Source organism: Caballeronia sordidicola, assembly GCF_002220365.1.
GTDB lineage: Bacteria > Pseudomonadota > Gammaproteobacteria > Burkholderiales > Burkholderiaceae > Caballeronia > Caballeronia sordidicola_C.
This window is the reverse complement of record NZ_MTHB01000305.1, coordinates 20217-36759: the sequence shown is the minus strand read 5'-3', so window position 1 is coordinate 36759 and position 16543 is coordinate 20217. Positions and strand designations below refer to the sequence as shown.

Genomic DNA, 16543 nt, shown 5'->3' with positions numbered 1-16543 from the left:
GGGCCGCGTCCCCATGCGAACCCGCAGCATCGAACCAACCGATCACGCCCTCGGCGCCGACCATGGAATACAGTCCGCCGCCACTTTTTAAGCAAGGTCCATCCGCTCTCGCGCGATTGATCTTCTTCGTGGTGCTTGCCCTCGCCCTGCTGATCTCCGACGCACGCTTCAACACGCTCGAGATCGTGCGCGGCGTGCTGGGAGCGGGTTTGTATCCGCTGCAGCGCGCGGCGCTCGTACCGCGCGATATTTTCATGGGTGCGGCCGATCTGGCCGTCACCAGCGCAACCCTGCGCAATGAGAACACCAAGCTGAAAGAAAAGAACCTCGAGTTGTCGGTGAAAGCAGGCGATGCGGCCCAGCTCACCGCAGAAAACACCCATCTTCGCGCGCTGCTCGAGCTCGGCTCGCGCGCCAGCACGCAAACCACGCCTGTCGAGGTCCAGTACGACACCCGCGATCCTTTCACGCAGAAAGTCGTGATCGGCAAGGGTTCGCAGCAAGGTATCCAGGATGGCGCGCCGGTGGTCAACGAAGACGGCGTCATCGGGCAGGTCACGCGTGTGTTCCCGCTGCAATCGGAAGTCACGCTGCTCTCCGACAAAGACCAGGCCGTGCCCGTGCAGATCGTACGGACTGGCTTGCGCAGCGTGATCTACGGCACGCCGAAGGGCGACACGCTCGATCTGCGTTTCGTACCGATCAGCGCCGACGTGCAAACTGGCGACGAACTCGTGACCAGCGGTCTGGATGGCATTTATCCCCCGGGATTGCCTGTGGCGAAAGTGGTTCGCGTCGACAAACAAGCGGATACCGCCTTCGCCCGTGTAGTTTGCCTGCCGATCGCGCCGGTACGGGGTGCGCGCCAGTTGCTCGTGCTGCATTACGAGGTCAACCAGCCGCCGAATCCTGAAGAAGTCGAGGCAGCGGCCGCGGCCAAGGAAGCGAAGGACAACAAGGGTAAGAAGGGCAAGGCAGCACCGGCGAAAAGCGCTAGCGCGGCCGCCCCTGCGGCGGCGGCAAGTGCACCCGTGGCGAAAAAGCCCGAACCGCCGGCGGCGGTGAAGAAACCCGAGCCCGCCGCCGCGAAGAAATCTGAAAAATCCGAGCACGCGAGGAAAGCTGAAGCTGCCCGCAAGCCCGCGCCCGGAGCCGCACCATGAACCGTCCGCAATACATCCTGCAGCCGGTCAATCCGTACTTCATTACGTTCAGTCTGGCCGCCGCGTTCCTGCTGAACCTGATGCCGTGGGGCCGGACCTTCGGCATCCCGGATTTCGTCGCGGTCGTGCTGCTGTTCTGGAATGTCCACCAGCCGCGTCGCGTGGGCATGGGTATCGCGTTCATGCTCGGCATGCTCATGGACGTTCACAATGCCAGTCTGCTCGGTGAGCACGCGCTTGCGTATACGCTGTTGTCGTATGGCGCCATCACGATCCACAGGCGCGTATTGTGGATGTCGCTGCCCGTGCAAACGTTCGTGGTGGCGCCTTTGCTGATAGGCGCGCAAATCGTGCCGTTCGTGATCCGCCTGCTGACGGGCGCGGCTTTTCCCGGCTGGGGTTATCTGATCGATGGTTTCGTGGAGGCTATTTTGTGGCCGCTCGCCAGTTTCCTGCTGCTGATTCCGCAGCGTCGCGCCACCGATCCCGACGACACGCGGCCAATCTGAGTTGACTAATGAGTTAACCAAGCGAGTTAACTAAGCGCCTGCTGCAACCGCTGCACGCCGTATACGCCACACACGCGGTCCCCGCGAACATTGCATGACCGAATTTCAGAACGCCGAACAACAGTTATCGAAGTTTCGCCTGCGTGTGGCTGCCGCCGGCCTGTTCGTGTTCGTCTGTTTCGGGCTGATCGGCGTGCGTTTCCTGTATCTGCAGGTCTGGCATTTCAGCAAATACTCGTTGCAGGCAGACGAAAACCGCATCTCTGTGGCCCCTATCGTGCCGAACCGCGGCATCATCACCGACCGAAACGGCGTGGTGCTGGCGAAGAATTATTCCGCTTACACGCTGGAAATCACGCCGTCGAAGATCAACACCACGCTCGACGACGAAATCGACCGCATTGCGACAGTGATTCCCGTCGATCAGCGCGACCGGCGGCGTTTTAAAAAGCTGCTGGAGGACTCGAAGAATTTCGAGAGCCTGCCAATCCGCACCCGCCTCACTGACGAAGAAGTCGCGCGCTTCACCGCCGAACGGTTCCGTTTTCCGGGGGTGGAAGTGCGCGCGCGGCTGTTCCGGCAATATCCGCTTGGACCCACTGCGGCGCATGTGATCGGCTATATTGGTCGGATTTCGCAGCGCGACCAGGAACGTATCGACGAAGCAAGCGACCAGAACGACGCTGACACCGATCACTATGATCCCCGTGTGGACGCGAACAACTACAAGGGCACGGATTACATCGGCAAGATTGGTGTGGAACAGAGCTACGAAACCGAGTTGCATGGCCTGACCGGCTTCGAGGAAGTGGAAGTCACGGCGGGCGGCCGGCCCGTGCGCACGCTGTCGCGCACGCAGGCCACGCCGGGCAACAACCTGGTGTTGTCGCTGGATATCGGCTTGCAGCAGGTCGCCGAGCAGGCGTTCGCGGGCAAGCGCGGCGCGCTGGTCGCGATCGAACCGGCGACGGGCGATGTGCTCGCGTTCGTCTCGGCCCCCAGTTTCGACCCGAATTCGTTCGTCGATGGCATCGACCAGCAGACCTGGGATTCGCTCAACAATTCTCCCGATCACCCGCTGCTGAACCGCCCGCTGCACGGCACCTACCCGCCTGGCTCCACCTACAAGCCGTTCATGGCGCTGGCCGCGCTGACGCTGCATAAACGCACGACCAGCTGGGGATTCCAGGACCCGGGTTCGTACACGTTCGGCGGTCACACCTTCCGCAACGACGTGCGCGCGGGCCAGGGTTGGGTCGACATGAACCGCGCGATCGTGGTTTCCAACGACACCTATTTCTACATGCTGGCGCACGATCTCGGCGTGAACGCCATGGCCGGCTTCATGAAACCGTGGGGATTCGGGCAGATCACGGGTATCGACATCAACGGCGAAGCGCGCGGCATTCTTCCATCGACGGATTGGAAAAAGAAGGCATACCGGAAGCCGGAGCAGCAGCGCTGGTATGAAGGCGAGACGATCAGCCTGGGTATCGGGCAGGGTTATAACTCGTTCACGATCCTGCAACTCGCGCACGCCACGGCGACGCTCGCGAACGACGGCGTAGTCATGAAGCCGCATCTGGTCAAGGAAGTCGAGAATCCCATCAGCAAGGCGGTGCGCGTTACCGTGCGTGACCCGAGCGACAAGATTGCGGTCAAGCAGGCGGACATCGACTTTATCAAGCGGGCAATGGAAGGCGTGGTCACCACCGGTACGGGCGCCAAGATTTTCCGCGGCGCCCCTTATCAGGCTGCGGGTAAAACCGGTACGGCGCAGGTCTACTCGCTGCAAGGCGCGAATTATTCGCACAGCGCGATAGCGGAACGTTTGCGCGATCACGCGCTGTTTATCGCGTTCGCACCGGCTGATCATCCGACTATCGCGGTTGCGCTGATCGTGGAAAACGGCGGCTGGGGCGCGGAATCCGCGGGCCCGATCGCACGCAAAGTGCTCGATTATTATCTCGTCGACCGGCTCAAACCCGGTGCGGAAGCGGCGGCCGTGGCAGCGGCCGCATCGGCGACGGAAGATGCGGGCGCACCGGTGATCGGGGGCGCGCAAAGCCCGGTGGATGCAGCGCTGCCTGCGTCAGTGACGAGTGTGTCGCCAGCGTTCAAGCCACAGGCACCGTCAGATTCGGCGGCCGCCGCCAGTGCGGGTGGCGCGGCGTCTGATTCGGCTGCGTCTGCAAGCAGCGGACCTGGAGCGGCGTCGAGCGCGCCGGCTGCATCGGCCGTTCCTGTCGCGCCGAGCATGCTGCGCGCGCTGGAAGCGCCGCGCGTACCGGTCGCGCCTATCAACACGGAAGCGCGGGAAGCAGCGCGGCCGGCAACGGGATCGAAAGCACCGGGCGTGGTCAACGCGAAGGAAACGATCCGTACCGCCGAGGTTCGCAAGACGCCGGCCGCACCAACGCCACCAACGCCACCATCGCGGCCGAAAGAACCGGCGCCGACCGCCGCTATCCCGCGCAATACCGGCAAAAGCGCCATCCAGACGTTGACGCCGTCTGGCGGCATCGACGAGTAAAGGAGAATCGCCATGCAAGCGCTGCAATTCGACAAGCGCGTCTGGCTCGAACGCACGAAGCGCATGTTCGCGGGCTTCGATAAGCCGCTCGCGCTGATTGTGTTCCTGCTGCTGTGCGTGGGCATCGTGACGCTGTACAGCGCGAGTCTCGATGTCCCTGGCCGCGTGGAAGACCAGTTGCGTAACATCATGCTGACGTTCGGGCTGATGTGGATTCTCGCCAACGTGCCACCGCCCACGCTGATGCGTTTCGCCGTGCCGATGTACACCATCGGGATGGCGCTGCTGATCGCGGTCGCCATGTTCGGGCTGACGCGCAAGGGCGCGAAACGCTGGCTCAACGTGGGCGTGGTGATCCAGCCCTCGGAGATCATGAAGATCGCGATGCCGCTCATGCTCGCATGGTATTTCCAGCGGCGTGAGGGCGGTATCCGGTGGTGGGATTACATCGTCGGCTTCATCATCCTGATCCTGCCGGTCGCGATCATCGCCAAGCAGCCCGATCTGGGCACCGCCGTGCTGGTTTTCGCGGCGGGTCTCTTCGTGATCTATTTCGCGGGCTTGAGTTTCAAGCTGATCGTGCCGGTGCTCGTGGCGGCTGTGCTGGTGGTCGCCAGTATCGGCATCTTCCAGGAGCGCATTTGCCAGCCGGAAGTGAACTGGCCGCTCATGCACGATTACCAGAAGCATCGGATCTGTACCCTGCTCGATCCAACCTCCGATCCGCTCGGCAAAGGCTTTCACACCATTCAGGCCGTCATTGCGATCGGCTCGGGCGGCACCTTTGGAAAAGGCTGGCTGAAGGGCACGCAGTCGCATCTGGAGTTCATCCCTGAAAAGCATACCGACTTCATTTTCGCGGTGTTTTCGGAGGAGTTCGGGCTCGCGGGCGGACTGGTGCTGCTATTCCTTTATATGGCGTTGATTGCGCGAGGGCTGTTTATCGCGGCGAACGGGGCGACGCTGTTCGGACGGCTGCTAGCCGGATCGCTGACCATGGCGTTCTTTACTTACGCGTTCGTGAATATCGGGATGGTGAGCGGGATCTTGCCGGTGGTCGGCGTGCCGTTGCCGTTCATGAGTTACGGCGGAACCGCGCTAACCACGCTCGGTGTCGCGGTCGGACTCATCATGAGCGTGTCGCGACAAAAGCGGCTGATGAAAGGCTAGCGTTTTTCGACGGCATGCGTTGCCGGAGCAAACGGAGCAAATGAAGCAAATGAAGCAAAGCCCACGATGATGTTTTTCATCGTGGGCTTTTTCTCTTATTGCGGTTGTTCGTGCGTGAGTTCCGCGCTGAGTTCCTGGAACTTCAGCTTCGCCGCAGGATCGCCCTGCGCCGCCGCCGCCGCGTAATACGCACGCGCCACGTTGATGTTCTTCTTCACGCCATCGCCGCCGCGCTCGTAAAACGATCCGGCCACGTATTGGGCCGTCATGTCCCCGCCTTCGGCCGCCTTCTTGTACCAGACAAACGCCTGCGCGTTGTCGCGCGGCGTGCCGCGGCCATCGAGGAACTGATTGGCCAGCGCGAGCTCCGCCAGCACGTGGCCCTGGTTAGCCGCTCGCAAGAACCACCGATGCGCCTCGGCCGGATCACGGTCGACAAACTCGCCATCGTCGTACATCTTGCCGTACACGTACTGCGCTTGCGTCATGTTGGCATCGGCGGCTTTGCGCAACCACTTCTTGCCCTCCTCCACTTCCGCCGGGCCGCCTTCGCCGTTCACCAGCATCATCGCGTAATTGAATTCTGCGAGACGGCTGCCATTCTTCGCCGCGCGCAAGAACTCCGAGCGCGCGCCGCCAAGGTTACCCGCGTTGTAATCGGCGACAGCGTTTTGCGTCGCCATATCACTGCCCTTGACCGTCTGCGCACTGACCGCGCTGCACGCCACCACCAACGCTACGGATACCGCGCCCAATATTCCGGGTTTCATGCCCTTGCCTCCTGCAACGCCTGTCGCGTCGCTTTTAACAGCCAGCCCACATCGGCCGATAACGCGATAACCTTCACACCCGCTTCTGCATACGACCGCGCACTCGCGACATCGAGTGCGAAAATGCCGCTCGCGATGCCCGCGTGTTTCGCGGTATCGATAATTTTTGTGATTGCCGCCTGGACGTCGGGATGTTTGGTATCGCCGAGATGACCGAGACTCGCGGCAAGATCAGCGGGGCCGATGAACAGGCAATCGACGCCCGGCGTAGCCGCGATCGCTTCCACGTTCGCCAGCGCCTGCTCGGATTCGATCTGCACGATCGTCGATATCTGCGCGTTCGCCGAACTCACGTAATCACGCCGGATGCCGTATGCCGCTGCGCGCACGGCACCAGCGGCGCCGCGCAGGCCATCGCGGGCATCGGCGTTCGGATACTGCGTGAGACGCACGACGTGCGCGGCCTCTTCCGCCGTTTCCACGTTCGGGAACATCAAGGTGCGCGCGCCCGCGTCGAGCACGCGTTTCACGAGCCAGCCTTCATGCGCCGGCACCCGGACGATCGGTTCGGTCGGCAAGTGCGCGGCGGCAATCGCACGAAGTTGCGCGATGACGTCATGGCTATCGTTCGGCGAATGCTCCATGTCGATACACAGCCAGTCGAAGCCTGCGTGCGCCACGGCTTCGGCCACGTCCGCACTGCCGAGCGACAGCCAAAGGCCGTACAAGGTGCCGGATTCGGTAAAACGCTGTTTAAGGAGGTTGGTGTAGGTGCTCATCGCGTGGTTCCGGTTAGATCACACGCGGCGGGATGGCAGGCAGGCATGTCTCGCTCCAATTGGGCTATGTCGCTGGAATGCGCCGCAACAAAACGTGCGGCTTGTCCAAAGATCATACCGTGACAAAAGAGCGCTGGCAGGAGCGCTGCCCTGGAGACTGAACCGTGTGAAGCGTCAGACCCCTTCGACGTCCGCCCAGCAATTCGGGGTTTCGTATAGACGCACGCGCTTCAGCTTCAGATCGACGCCATAGTGGTCGTTATAGACGCCGGAGAGAATCCGGAACGCCTCGGCCGCGAGATTTTCGACGGTGGGAATGCGGTCGAGCACGACGGTCTTGTGATCGGCCATCTTCTCGAGAAAACTGCGCACGACTTCGTCGCGTGCATAGACGATAAACGCGTGGTCCCACTTGTTGACCAGATGTTCCATTGCCAGCGCCTTGACGTCGGCGAAGTCCATCACCATGCCGCGATCCGGCGCGCCTTCCGTTTCGACGAGTTCGCCTTGCAGCGTAATTTCCAGCACATATCGATGACCGTGCAGGTTACGGCACTGGCTGCGGTGATCGGGGATGCGGTGGCCCGCATCGAATTCGAGTTTTCGGGTGATCGTCTGCACGTCTGCTCAGCTAGGGGCTTGATTCGCGTTAGGGGATGTTCAGGTACTTGTGCGTCTGCATGGACAGGCGCCATTGCGGATGCCGCTTGCACCAGTCGATAGCGAGCTTCGTATTGATGTCGCGCGACGGACCGTCCATGGGCTGCACGAGGAAATACTCGAAGTCGAGTTTCGCGTAATCGGCGAGCGGCTGATTGTCTTGCGGCACGACGACCTTCAACTCGTTGCCCCTCGTCACGACCAGCGGCGCGCCGGCTTTCGGGCTCACGCAAATCCAGTCGATGCTGTCCAGCACCGGCAGCGAACCATTCGTTTCGATCGCCATTTCGAAGCCGGCGGCATGCAGGGCATCGACGAAAGGCGGGTCGATCTGCAGCATGGGCTCACCGCCTGTGCAGACCACGAACTTGTGCGCTTCGCCTTCCGGCCATTGCGACGCGATCATGGCGACGAGGTCTGCAGGCGTGCGATATTTGCCGCCGTTCTCGCCATCCGTGCCGACGAAATCCGTGTCGCAAAACTGGCAGACTGCGTCCGCGCGATCTTCCTCGCGACCCGACCAGAGATTGCAGCCGGCGAAGCGGCAGAACACAGCCGGACGGCCGGCGTTTGCGCCTTCGCCCTGCAACGTGTAGAAAATTTCCTTTACTGCATACGTCATGATCAGACCGGTTCGGTGGTGACTTGCTCGCCCGACTTGTAGGCTTCATAGCCGCGCTTGCGCAGCTTGCACGCCGGGCATTGGCCGCAACCAAAACCCCATTCATGCAACTCCGAGCGCTCGCCGACATAACACGTGTGCGTCTCGACGCGCACCAGTTCCACCAGCGCCTCGCCGCCTAGCTGTTCGGCCAGGCGCCAGGTGTCGGCTTTATCGAGCCACATCAGCGGCGTCTCGAGCAGGAAGCGGCTATCCATGCCGAGATTGAGGGCAACTTGCAGCGCCTTCATGGTGTCGTCGCGGCAATCGGGGTAGCCCGAGAAATCCGTTTCGCACATGCCGCCGACGAGCACCTTCAGACCTCGCCTGTACGCGATGGCGGCAGCGATCGTCATGAACATGAGATTGCGGCCGGGCACGAAGGTGTTGGGCAAGCCGTTCGCGCTGGCTTCGATTTCGATCTCGCGCGTCATGGCGGTGTCGCTGATCGCACCGAGCACGGACAGGTCGATCATGTGGTCTTCGCCGAGCCGTTCGGCCCACTGAGGAAACTGCTGTTTGACCGATGCCCGGAAGCCTTCGCGGCATTCGAGTTCCACGCGATGGCGCTGTCCATAGTCAAAGCCGAGCGTCTCGACGGTTGCAAAACGATCGAGCGCCCAAGCGAGGCATGTGGCCGAATCCTGGCCACCGGAAAACAGCACCAGTGCGCTGTCTTTAGCGTCTGTCCGAGTCACCGTGAAACTCCGATGGAGAGGATGAAATGCGCGATTTGGCTAATGGTCAGAAGTGGCCGCTGTACGGGTTCTATCTTAGCCAAGTCTTTGAAGAACCAAGGATTTTATCACGAAGGCCGGCGTTCGCTCTCGGCTGGGGTTTGGCCTGCCGGGCATGGGTAACCGGTCCGCTTGCAGGCAGCGCCTGGAATTGACGCCATCTGCTCATCCCGCCCCGCCAAGTGCGAACAAAACCAATGAAAAATGCCCGGAAACCTTGCGGTTTCCGGGCATTTTTTTTGCAACTGTGGTGGCCTGGGACGGAATCGAACCATCGACACGCGGATTTTCAATCCGCTGCTCTACCAACTGAGCTACCGGGCCACGAAGAACGCAAGTATATCAAAGGGGATTATGTCGCTCAAGTGCTTTTTGGCACCTTTTTACTGTAACGATCCTTGTCGTCCCCCTCCGCGCCCCGCCAGTCAAGCCTCGCTCTTGTTCTTGCCCAGATCCACACCGAGCTGCTTGAGCTTTCGGTACAAGTGCGTACGCTCCAATCCCGTCTTCTCCGCCACCCGTGTCATGCTGCCGTTCTCACGCGCCAGGTGATACTCGAAGTACGCGCGCTCGAAGGCATCGCGAGCATCACGCAACGGGATGTCGAAGGAGATGGATGCCGTCGCGCCTGCCGGACCTGCCGCTGCACCCAGCGCGCCTGCATCGCCGCTCGCCAGATTCAACGACGAAGCCACCGGCAACACCGCCGAAGCCGGCACCGTCGAACCGCTCGCCGGCAACGGCGGCCGCACGGCCGTGTTTGCAATTGGCGCGGCAGCCGTGCCACGCGCAAGACCTTGCTCGACCGCCTTGAGCAATTTTTGCAACGCGATCGGCTTTTCGAGGAAGTTGAGCGCACCAATTTTCGTGGCTTCAACCGCCGTATCGATAGTCGCATGGCCCGACATCATGATCACCGGCATGGTGAGCTTGCCCTGCGCCGCCCACTCTTTCAGCAGCGTCACGCCGTCGGTATCGGGCATCCAAATGTCGAGCAGCACGAGATCCGGCGCCTGCCGCAACCGATACTCCCGCGCATGCTGCGCATTCTCCGCCGTCTCCACCACGTGACCTTCGTCGCTCAGGATCTCCGAGAGTAATTCCCGGATACCCATTTCGTCGTCTACCACCAAGATGGTTGCCATTTACGCTGCCCTTGTCTGCACTAATGCTTTTGTTGTTCCGTGGCTCGCCGCCGCCGAGGGCGGTGTCGCGCCCGGTTCGGCGGAATCTTCCGCGAGTTGCAGGAACAGAATCGAGATCTGCGCGCCTTCGATCACGTCAGGGGTCTTCGAACGATTGCGGATGTCGATGCGCGCGCCATGCTCGTCGACGATCTTCTTTACCGTTGCAAGACCCAGACCCGTGCCCTTGGCCTTCGTTGTCACATAAGGCTCGAATGCGCGCGAGAGAATTCGCGCGGGAAAACCAGAGCCGTTATCCGATACCGTCAACCGCACCGCCACGCGGGCATGTCCGGAGGCATCGGGCTCGCCATATTCTACTGTCTTCGTTTCAAGCAGCACGCGTGGTTCGGCCACATCGGCAACCGCATCCTGCGCGTTCTGCAAAAGATTGTGAATCACCTGCCGAAGCTGCGTGGCATCGCCGCGAATCACCGGCAATTTTGTCAGCTCCACGGTGATATGACTCTTGCCCTCTTCAATGCCATACAACGTCAGCACTTCGGCCACAAGCTCGTTGAGTTGCAGGTTGCCCAGGACGGCCGGCGGCGTACGCGCGTATTCGCGGAAGTCGTCGACCATCTGCTTCATCGCCTGAACCTGGTTCACGATGGTCGTCGCGCCGCGCTTGAGCACTTCGGCGTCGGCGGGAGCAAGCTTGTCGGTGAGCTTCATCTGCAACCGTTCCGCCGATAGCTGGATCGGCGTGAGCGGGTTCTTGATCTCATGCGCCAGCCGCCGCGCCACTTCACCCCATGCGACCGAACGCTGCGCCGAGATGACGTCGGAGATGTCGTCGAATACGACTACGTAGCCTGTCGTTTCAGCGTCGTCGGTATCGCTTTCGGTCAGGGTCAACAACTGCGTGCCGCGTACCAACAAGGTCAACGGATCAGTCTCGCCGGGCACTGGCACGGCGAGTTGCTGTTGCCAATGCCCGCGGTCACCAATAGGCCGGCCGCTGCCGCTTGCCGCTGCATCGCGATCCGCAAATGCCTTGCGCACCATCGCGCCGAACTCGGACAGCACGCCGATCTGTTCAAGCGGCAGATTCAGCGACGCATTGAACGGCTGCCGGAAGATCCGCTCGGCGCCGCGATTCGCCGTGGTCAGGCGGAACTGCCGGTCGAACACGAACACGCCGGCGGTCAGGTTCGCGAGAATGCTCTCGAGGTACGCCTTCGAATGTTCGAGTGCGATCCGATTGTTCTCGACCGCCGCACGCGCCTCGGACAATTGCCGCGTCATGGCGTTGAACGACTGCGTGAGGAAACCGAGTTCGTCACGCGACTTCACTTCGCGCTTGGGCGTGTAATCGCCTTCGGCCACTTCCTTCGTGCCTTGCGCGAGCAGGAACAACGGCCGCGCAAGCTGGTTGCCTAGCGCGAGCGCGAGCATCATCGCAATGAACGTCGCGAGGAACAACGCCAGCGTCAGCGTGCCGATATACATCTTGCGCAAGCCGGTCCGCCCGAGTGCTTTTTCCTGATATTCGCGATACGCGCGCTGCACGGCGTCGGCATTGCGGGCGAGTCCGGTACTGACCGGCTGTTCGATCTGCAGGAAACGCTCGGTCGGCTGCAGTTCAGTGGTCGAACTGTCGGGGATCTTCACGATCACCCGCAGCCTCAACGCGCCCTTTGGCCCCGTCTGACTCGAATCACCGTCGACCTCGCCTTCAATCGCCCCGTACGGCCTGCCACGCGCCTGATTCAGTTGCAGCGGCGTTGGCAGGTCGTCGGGCACGAGGGCCGCGAAATTACTCGATGCCTGCGCCACCACGCGCACATCGGGCGCGGTCCCGGAGCCGCTTCTCGCCGGCTCGACGATAGTCGCATCCTGCACGTTGAACTGATCGCGCAATCGCAACAGCGTGAGCGTGAGGCTGGTTGGATCGGCGCTGGCAAGCTGATCGCCCATCAGGCGGCCTTTGTTCTGCAGATCGGACAGCGATGCATCGAGCATGCCGCGCCCGAGATTCAGCCCGGACGTGAGTGCGGTTTCCACGTTCACGTCGAACCATGATTCGATACTGCGCGACACGAACTGATACGACACCACGTAGATGATCCCGCCCGGCACAACCCCCACGAGCGCAAAGATAAACGCGAGTTTCGCGAGCAGCCGGGTGCCGAACTTGCCTTGGCGCACCCTCGTGATAATGATTGCCACCAGCCCGATCACGATCAGGATCAGCACGACCGCAACCGCGAGGTTCGCCGCGTAGAGCCACTGATAATAGCGGTCGAAGAACTCGGTGTTCGCGCTGGCAAGTGCCAGCATGACCAGCAGCAAAATGGCCGTGAGCGCGACCGTTACCACGAGCACGCGAACCACGATGCCTGTCATGTTCGTGCGGCGCAGCGGCCGGCGGCGTAGTTTATTTAGCACTGGTCGCCGCCGTAAAAGTGAAACGCTTCCAGTCGGAAGAGAGATTCCAGTCGCGGTTGTTGACCGCGTCGATCTGGAACGGCTTGGGCATCAGCGCAATGTCGAGCTGCATGCGCACCGACGCGTTATACGTCTCGCCGGGCTTGACCTGGTTATGATCGATCACGTGCCACGACGTCACGTGCTTGATGACAGCAAGTGCTTCCTCAAGCGTGGGGAAACCGAGCTGCAAGCCTCCTGTGGAGACGCGATATTCACGTGTCAGGGGCTGAAACGAAAGCCGGATGCTTTGCGACACGCTCACCGGGTCTTCGTCGAACCAATACCAGCGCGGCCGCGACAAATCGAAATCGGTTGTGAAATACAAAGGCACGCCCTTGTTCACGGCGTCTTCGAGGCTGCTGTTGAGATCGAAGTCGAAACGGGCGTCGAGACTCCAGCCCGATCCGTCCGCCTGCAACGACGCGCGCTGCACAGCAATGGGATCGGCCTGCGCGGCCGAAACGGGCATGATCGACAGCGCAAGGCTCAACAATATGGCCAGCACGGCTTGGCCGGCAGGCGCGAGCCTCAGCGGGAAAAAGCGTTTGATCGTCACCGTTTCTGAAAGCGCGCGTAGAAGAATCCGTCATGGTCCGCAAAGGCTTGCGCGTCCTGCGGCGATGTTGAGCAGGTACGTTGCACCTCGCCTGAATTGTCCGTCAGCGAGTTCGTGACCGGGTCCGGTGATACTTGCGAACCAGCCGCGCCGGTGCGGCTGGCTGTCGGCAATAGTTGCCCCGGCGCGTCCAATCGTACCGCATCTTCGTGCACCTCTCCAAACCACTGCGCCTGCAACTCGCCCTCTTCGGGAAAGATCGAGCATGTAACGTAAAGCAACTCGCCGCCGGTCGCGACCAGCGGCCAGAGCGCGGAGAGAATGCGGCGCTGTTCGTCGACCAAGGCAGCGATATCGGACGGACGGCGCAACCAGCGAATGTCAGGATGACGCCGCACGATCCCCGATGCCGAACACGGCACGTCGGCAAGAATGCGATCGAACGGGTCCCCGTCCGACCAGCCCGACGGTTCGCCGGCATCGCCTACGCGAATTTCCGCTTGCACGTTCAGGCGCTGCAGGTTTTCGCCGATACGCCGTGCGCGCCCCGGGTCGCTTTCCACCGCGATCAACTCGACGTTCGCCAGTTCCAGCACGTGTCCCGTCTTGCCACCCGGCGCGGCGCATGCGTCGAGCACGCGCATGCCGTCGCGAGCGTTCAGCAACTGTGCGGCGAGTTGCGCGCCGGCGTCCTGAACCGAGACCACGCCGTCGGCGAAACCGGGGATCTTGTCGACCGCCATCGGCGTCTTGAGGCGCACGGCGTGAATGCCCGCGGCTTCGGCTTCTATGTGCTCGGCCTTGAGGACGTCGAGATATTGCGCCACGCTCATGCGCCGTGCGTTCACGCGCAACGTGAGCGGGCCCTGCCGGTTACCGGCCTCCAGGATGTTTTCCCATTCGTCAGGCTGGGCGCGCTTGACCGCGTCGATCCACCACGCGGGATAGTTGAAACGTACGACGGGGTTGCTTTGCACCTCGGCTAGTAACGCTTCACGCTCACGCAGGAACGAGCGCAACACAGCGTTGACCAGACCCTTTACAAACTCGAACTCGCGTCTCGCGGCGATCGCGTTGACGGCTTGATCGACAACGGTGAAAGGCGTGTACGCGGCGTGGGCTTCGTCGTCGACGAGCAGCGCGAACGCGCAGGCCATCACATTCGATACATGCGGCGGCGGCGCCTTGCGCACCAGTTTCGCGATCAGCGCGTCGGCCACGGCGAGACGCCTCAGCGTGCGGTACGCAATGTCCTGTGTCGCCCCGCGCGATACCGCCACGTGCGTAGCCGCGATGACCGTCTGCAAGGCTGCCGGCAGCGCGGAACCGGCACGCACCGCGCCGACTGCTTGCGCGGCCGCATCGAGCGCGAACGCAAGTGAATCGGGAGCGAGATGGAGCGTGGCCAGACGGGCGTCGGACGACGCTCGGCTACTGTCCGCCGATGAAACGGCGCGGCGTCGGGAAGGCTTTTCGGTCATGTCGGGGCGAAGGCGTTCGAGCCGGCCGATGCCGGTCCGCACAAACGAAGCATTGTAACTTGCGAGGGGTTTGGCCCGAGATTGGGACCCGGATGCTGGCCGAACGGACGGGATTGGAGGCGGCTCGCTGTTTATGACAAGGTGTGACAAAACCCATCACCGCTTGCACGGCGATGGGTCTGTGGTCGCGGCCTTAGACCGGTGCCATCACTCCATGCGTCCGGTTCGCGCCATCTCCATCAGGCGCGCCACGCGCTCTTCGGTCGCCGGGTGCGTGGAAAAAAGCTTGGAGATTCCGCCGCCCGCCAGCGGGTTCATGATCATCATCTGCGCCGTGGCCGGATGCTGCTCGGCGGTCGGGAACGGCACACCCGCGGCATACGCATGGATTTTCTCGAGTGCGCTGGCGAGCGCTTGCGGATCGCCGGAAATCTGCGCGCCGCCACGATCGGCTTCGAATTCCCGCGCCCTTGAGATCGCCATCTGGATCAACGCACCGGCCAGCGGCGCCAGCATGGCGACCGCAATGCTGGCGATCGGATTGCTGCGCCGGCCGTCGGAATCCCGCCCGCCAAAGAACATGGCGAAGTTAGCCAGTGCCGAGATCGCACCGGCCATGGTCGCCGAGATCGTCGAGATCAAAATGTCGCGGTGCTTCACGTGCGCCAGCTCATGCGCCATCACGCCACGCAACTCACGCTCGGACAACACGCGCAAGATGCCCGTAGTCGCCGCAACAGCCGCATGCTCCGGATTACGTCCAGTTGCGAATGCGTTGGGCGCGTTTTCGTCGATGAGATATACCTTCGGCACGGGCAGTTGCGCCCGCGTGGCCAGCTCGCGAATCATTCGATAAAACCGCGGCGCGCTGGCTTCGTCCACTTCCTGTGCGTTGTACATCTTCAGCACGAGCTTGTCGGAGAACCAGTACGAAAAGAAATTCATGGCGAGGGCGACGATCAGCGCGAGCATCATCCCCTTGCTGCCGCCGATCATTCCTCCGATCACGACGAAAAGGGCCGTGATCGCTGCCATCAGCATCGCCGTTTTGACCCAGTTGAACATGTCTTGAACTCCTCACCCAATATCAATGCGCTTTAAGCGCGAGCGGCCGAAGCGGCCTTTTTGCCTGACCGAACAATCGTCCAACGATTAGTCGGCCCTGGATTGTAAGCAAAATGTTAGATAAGGACATCCCGGAAAAATTCAATCACCTATGTGAAGTCGCCAGCTTGATCCCCAATCCGACGAATGCACTGCCCACCACCCTGTCGAGCCATCGCTTGACGCTGGGCGTGCCGGAGAAGCGTTGCGTCACGCTACCCGCGATCCACGCCACGAACGTATTCCAAAAGGTGCTGACGAGCACGAACACCAACCCGAGCGCGAGGAAGGCAAGGGTTTTGTGCGGGCTGTCGGCAGCAACGAATTGCGGGATGAACGAGACAAAAAACAAGACCACTTTCGGGTTCAGCACATTCGTGACGAAGCCTTGCGTGAAGAGTTGCAGCAGCGATTTCGGCGCGGCGCGAACGCGGGTTTCTTCGGCTTCACTCGGCTGGCCGCTGGTTTTCGCGACTGCCGGCTTCGCGAAAACCAGCCGCACACCAAGATAGATCAGATAAATCGCGCCCGCGAACTTGACGACAGTGAACGCCGTCACCGATGCCGCCAGCAACGCCGTCAGTCCGAACGCGCAGGCCAGCGTATGCACGATGCAGCCGACCGCAATGCCTAGCGCCGACACCACGCCCGCGCCCCGTCCTTGCGCAACGCTCCTGCCGACGATGTACGCCGTATCCGGCCCCGGCGTAACGCTCAGCAGCATGACGGCGACGATAAATAGCGTGAAACCGGTGATTCCAAGCATTGCGGGACCTTTGTTCTTTGGCTGGCTGTAGCCATCG

Annotated in this window: 15 protein-coding genes and 1 tRNA gene; 4 read left to right on the top strand and 12 right to left on the bottom strand. The window is 61.7% G+C overall.

Annotation, left to right across the window (positions count from 1 at the left end; all coding sequences use genetic code 11):
* Positions 1-62 precede the first annotated feature (62 nt).
* From mreC to rodA, 4 genes are all read left to right on the top strand, one after another.
* On the top strand, positions 63-1163 hold the full coding sequence (mreC, locus tag BSU04_RS44370) for a rod shape-determining protein MreC (protein WP_089166504.1): 1101 nt from the start codon (positions 63-65) through the stop codon (positions 1161-1163).
* A complete protein-coding gene (gene mreD, locus BSU04_RS44365; protein WP_089166503.1) occupies positions 1160-1672 on the top strand; it encodes a rod shape-determining protein MreD in 513 nt (170 codons plus the stop codon). Before mreC ends, mreD begins: the two co-directional genes overlap by 4 nt.
* 94 nt (positions 1673-1766) lie before the next feature.
* Entirely contained in the window at positions 1767-4205 is a 2439-nt protein-coding gene (gene mrdA / locus BSU04_RS44360) for a penicillin-binding protein 2 (protein WP_089166502.1), read from the top strand.
* A 21-nt stretch (positions 4206-4226) separates the two neighbouring features.
* Positions 4227-5375, top strand: a complete 1149-nt coding sequence (rodA, locus tag BSU04_RS44355) for a rod shape-determining protein RodA (RefSeq protein ID WP_089166606.1) — start codon at positions 4227-4229, stop codon at positions 5373-5375.
* 95 nt (positions 5376-5470) lie between these two features.
* Here rodA and BSU04_RS44350 read toward each other — a convergent pair whose 3' ends face one another.
* The 12 genes from BSU04_RS44350 to BSU04_RS44295 all read right to left on the bottom strand — a co-directional run bounded on the left by BSU04_RS44350 (position 5471) and on the right by BSU04_RS44295 (position 16506).
* Positions 5471-6145 (bottom strand): tetratricopeptide repeat protein, encoded by a 675-nt coding sequence (locus tag BSU04_RS44350; RefSeq protein ID WP_089166501.1) that lies wholly within the window; start codon positions 6143-6145, stop codon positions 5471-5473.
* Complete coding sequence (locus tag BSU04_RS44345; protein ID WP_089166500.1) at positions 6142-6924, bottom strand: HpcH/HpaI aldolase family protein; 783 nt, start codon at positions 6922-6924, stop codon at positions 6142-6144. Before BSU04_RS44345 ends, BSU04_RS44350 begins: the two co-directional genes overlap by 4 nt.
* A gap of 174 nt (positions 6925-7098) precedes the next feature.
* Complete coding sequence (gene queD, locus BSU04_RS44340; RefSeq protein WP_165936541.1) at positions 7099-7545, bottom strand: 6-carboxytetrahydropterin synthase QueD; 447 nt, start codon at positions 7543-7545, stop codon at positions 7099-7101.
* A 28-nt stretch (positions 7546-7573) separates the two neighbouring features.
* Positions 7574-8206 carry a 7-carboxy-7-deazaguanine synthase gene (queE, locus tag BSU04_RS44335; RefSeq protein ID WP_089166499.1) on the bottom strand — a complete coding sequence of 211 codons (633 nt, stop codon included), beginning with the start codon at positions 8204-8206 and terminating at the stop codon, positions 7574-7576.
* Positions 8207-8208: 2 nt separating this feature from the next.
* A complete protein-coding gene (gene queC, locus BSU04_RS44330) occupies positions 8209-8943 on the bottom strand; it encodes a 7-cyano-7-deazaguanine synthase QueC (protein ID WP_089166498.1) in 735 nt (244 codons plus the stop codon).
* Between the two features lie 287 nt (positions 8944-9230).
* Positions 9231-9306, bottom strand: a tRNA-Phe gene (locus BSU04_RS44325).
* Positions 9307-9407: 101 nt separating this feature from the next.
* Positions 9408-10127, bottom strand: coding sequence for a response regulator transcription factor EsaR (gene esaR / locus BSU04_RS44320; protein WP_089166497.1), 720 nt, complete (start codon positions 10125-10127; stop codon positions 9408-9410).
* Positions 10128-12515, bottom strand: coding sequence for a sensor histidine kinase (locus BSU04_RS44315; protein ID WP_089166496.1), 2388 nt, complete (start codon positions 12513-12515; stop codon positions 10128-10130). It abuts the gene before it with no gap.
* Between the two features lie 31 nt (positions 12516-12546).
* Complete coding sequence (locus BSU04_RS44310; protein WP_089166495.1) at positions 12547-13155, bottom strand: DUF4390 domain-containing protein; 609 nt, start codon at positions 13153-13155, stop codon at positions 12547-12549.
* Positions 13152-14636, bottom strand: coding sequence for a 16S rRNA (cytosine(967)-C(5))-methyltransferase RsmB (gene rsmB, locus BSU04_RS44305; protein WP_089166604.1), 1485 nt, complete (start codon positions 14634-14636; stop codon positions 13152-13154). The genes BSU04_RS44310 and rsmB overlap by 4 nt, the downstream gene beginning before the upstream one ends.
* A 207-nt stretch (positions 14637-14843) precedes the next feature.
* Positions 14844-15701, bottom strand: coding sequence for a zinc metalloprotease HtpX (htpX, locus tag BSU04_RS44300; RefSeq protein WP_089166494.1), 858 nt, complete (start codon positions 15699-15701; stop codon positions 14844-14846).
* A gap of 145 nt (positions 15702-15846) precedes the next feature.
* Positions 15847-16506, bottom strand: a complete 660-nt coding sequence (locus BSU04_RS44295) for a LysE family translocator (RefSeq protein WP_089166493.1) — start codon at positions 16504-16506, stop codon at positions 15847-15849.
* Between the last annotated feature and the right edge of the window lie 37 nt (positions 16507-16543).

Coding starts and splice junctions, on each gene's coding strand:
- mreC (WP_089166504.1), top strand. CDS start 63: ATGGAATACAGTCCGCCGCCACTTTTTAAGCAAGGTCCATCCGCTCTC.
- mreD (WP_089166503.1), top strand. CDS start 1,160: ATGAACCGTCCGCAATACATCCTGCAGCCGGTCAATCCGTACTTCATT.
- mrdA (WP_089166502.1), top strand. CDS start 1,767: ATGACCGAATTTCAGAACGCCGAACAACAGTTATCGAAGTTTCGCCTG.
- BSU04_RS44350 (WP_089166501.1), bottom strand. CDS start 6,145: ATGAAACCCGGAATATTGGGCGCGGTATCCGTAGCGTTGGTGGTGGCG.
- BSU04_RS44345 (WP_089166500.1), bottom strand. CDS start 6,924: ATGAGCACCTACACCAACCTCCTTAAACAGCGTTTTACCGAATCCGGC.
- queE (WP_089166499.1), bottom strand. CDS start 8,206: ATGACGTATGCAGTAAAGGAAATTTTCTACACGTTGCAGGGCGAAGGC.
- esaR (WP_089166497.1), bottom strand. CDS start 10,127: ATGGCAACCATCTTGGTGGTAGACGACGAAATGGGTATCCGGGAATTA.
- BSU04_RS44315 (WP_089166496.1), bottom strand. CDS start 12,515: ATGACAGGCATCGTGGTTCGCGTGCTCGTGGTAACGGTCGCGCTCACG.
- rsmB (WP_089166604.1), bottom strand. CDS start 14,636: ATGACCGAAAAGCCTTCCCGACGCCGCGCCGTTTCATCGGCGGACAGT.
- htpX (WP_089166494.1), bottom strand. CDS start 15,701: ATGTTCAACTGGGTCAAAACGGCGATGCTGATGGCAGCGATCACGGCC.
- BSU04_RS44295 (WP_089166493.1), bottom strand. CDS start 16,506: ATGCTTGGAATCACCGGTTTCACGCTATTTATCGTCGCCGTCATGCTG.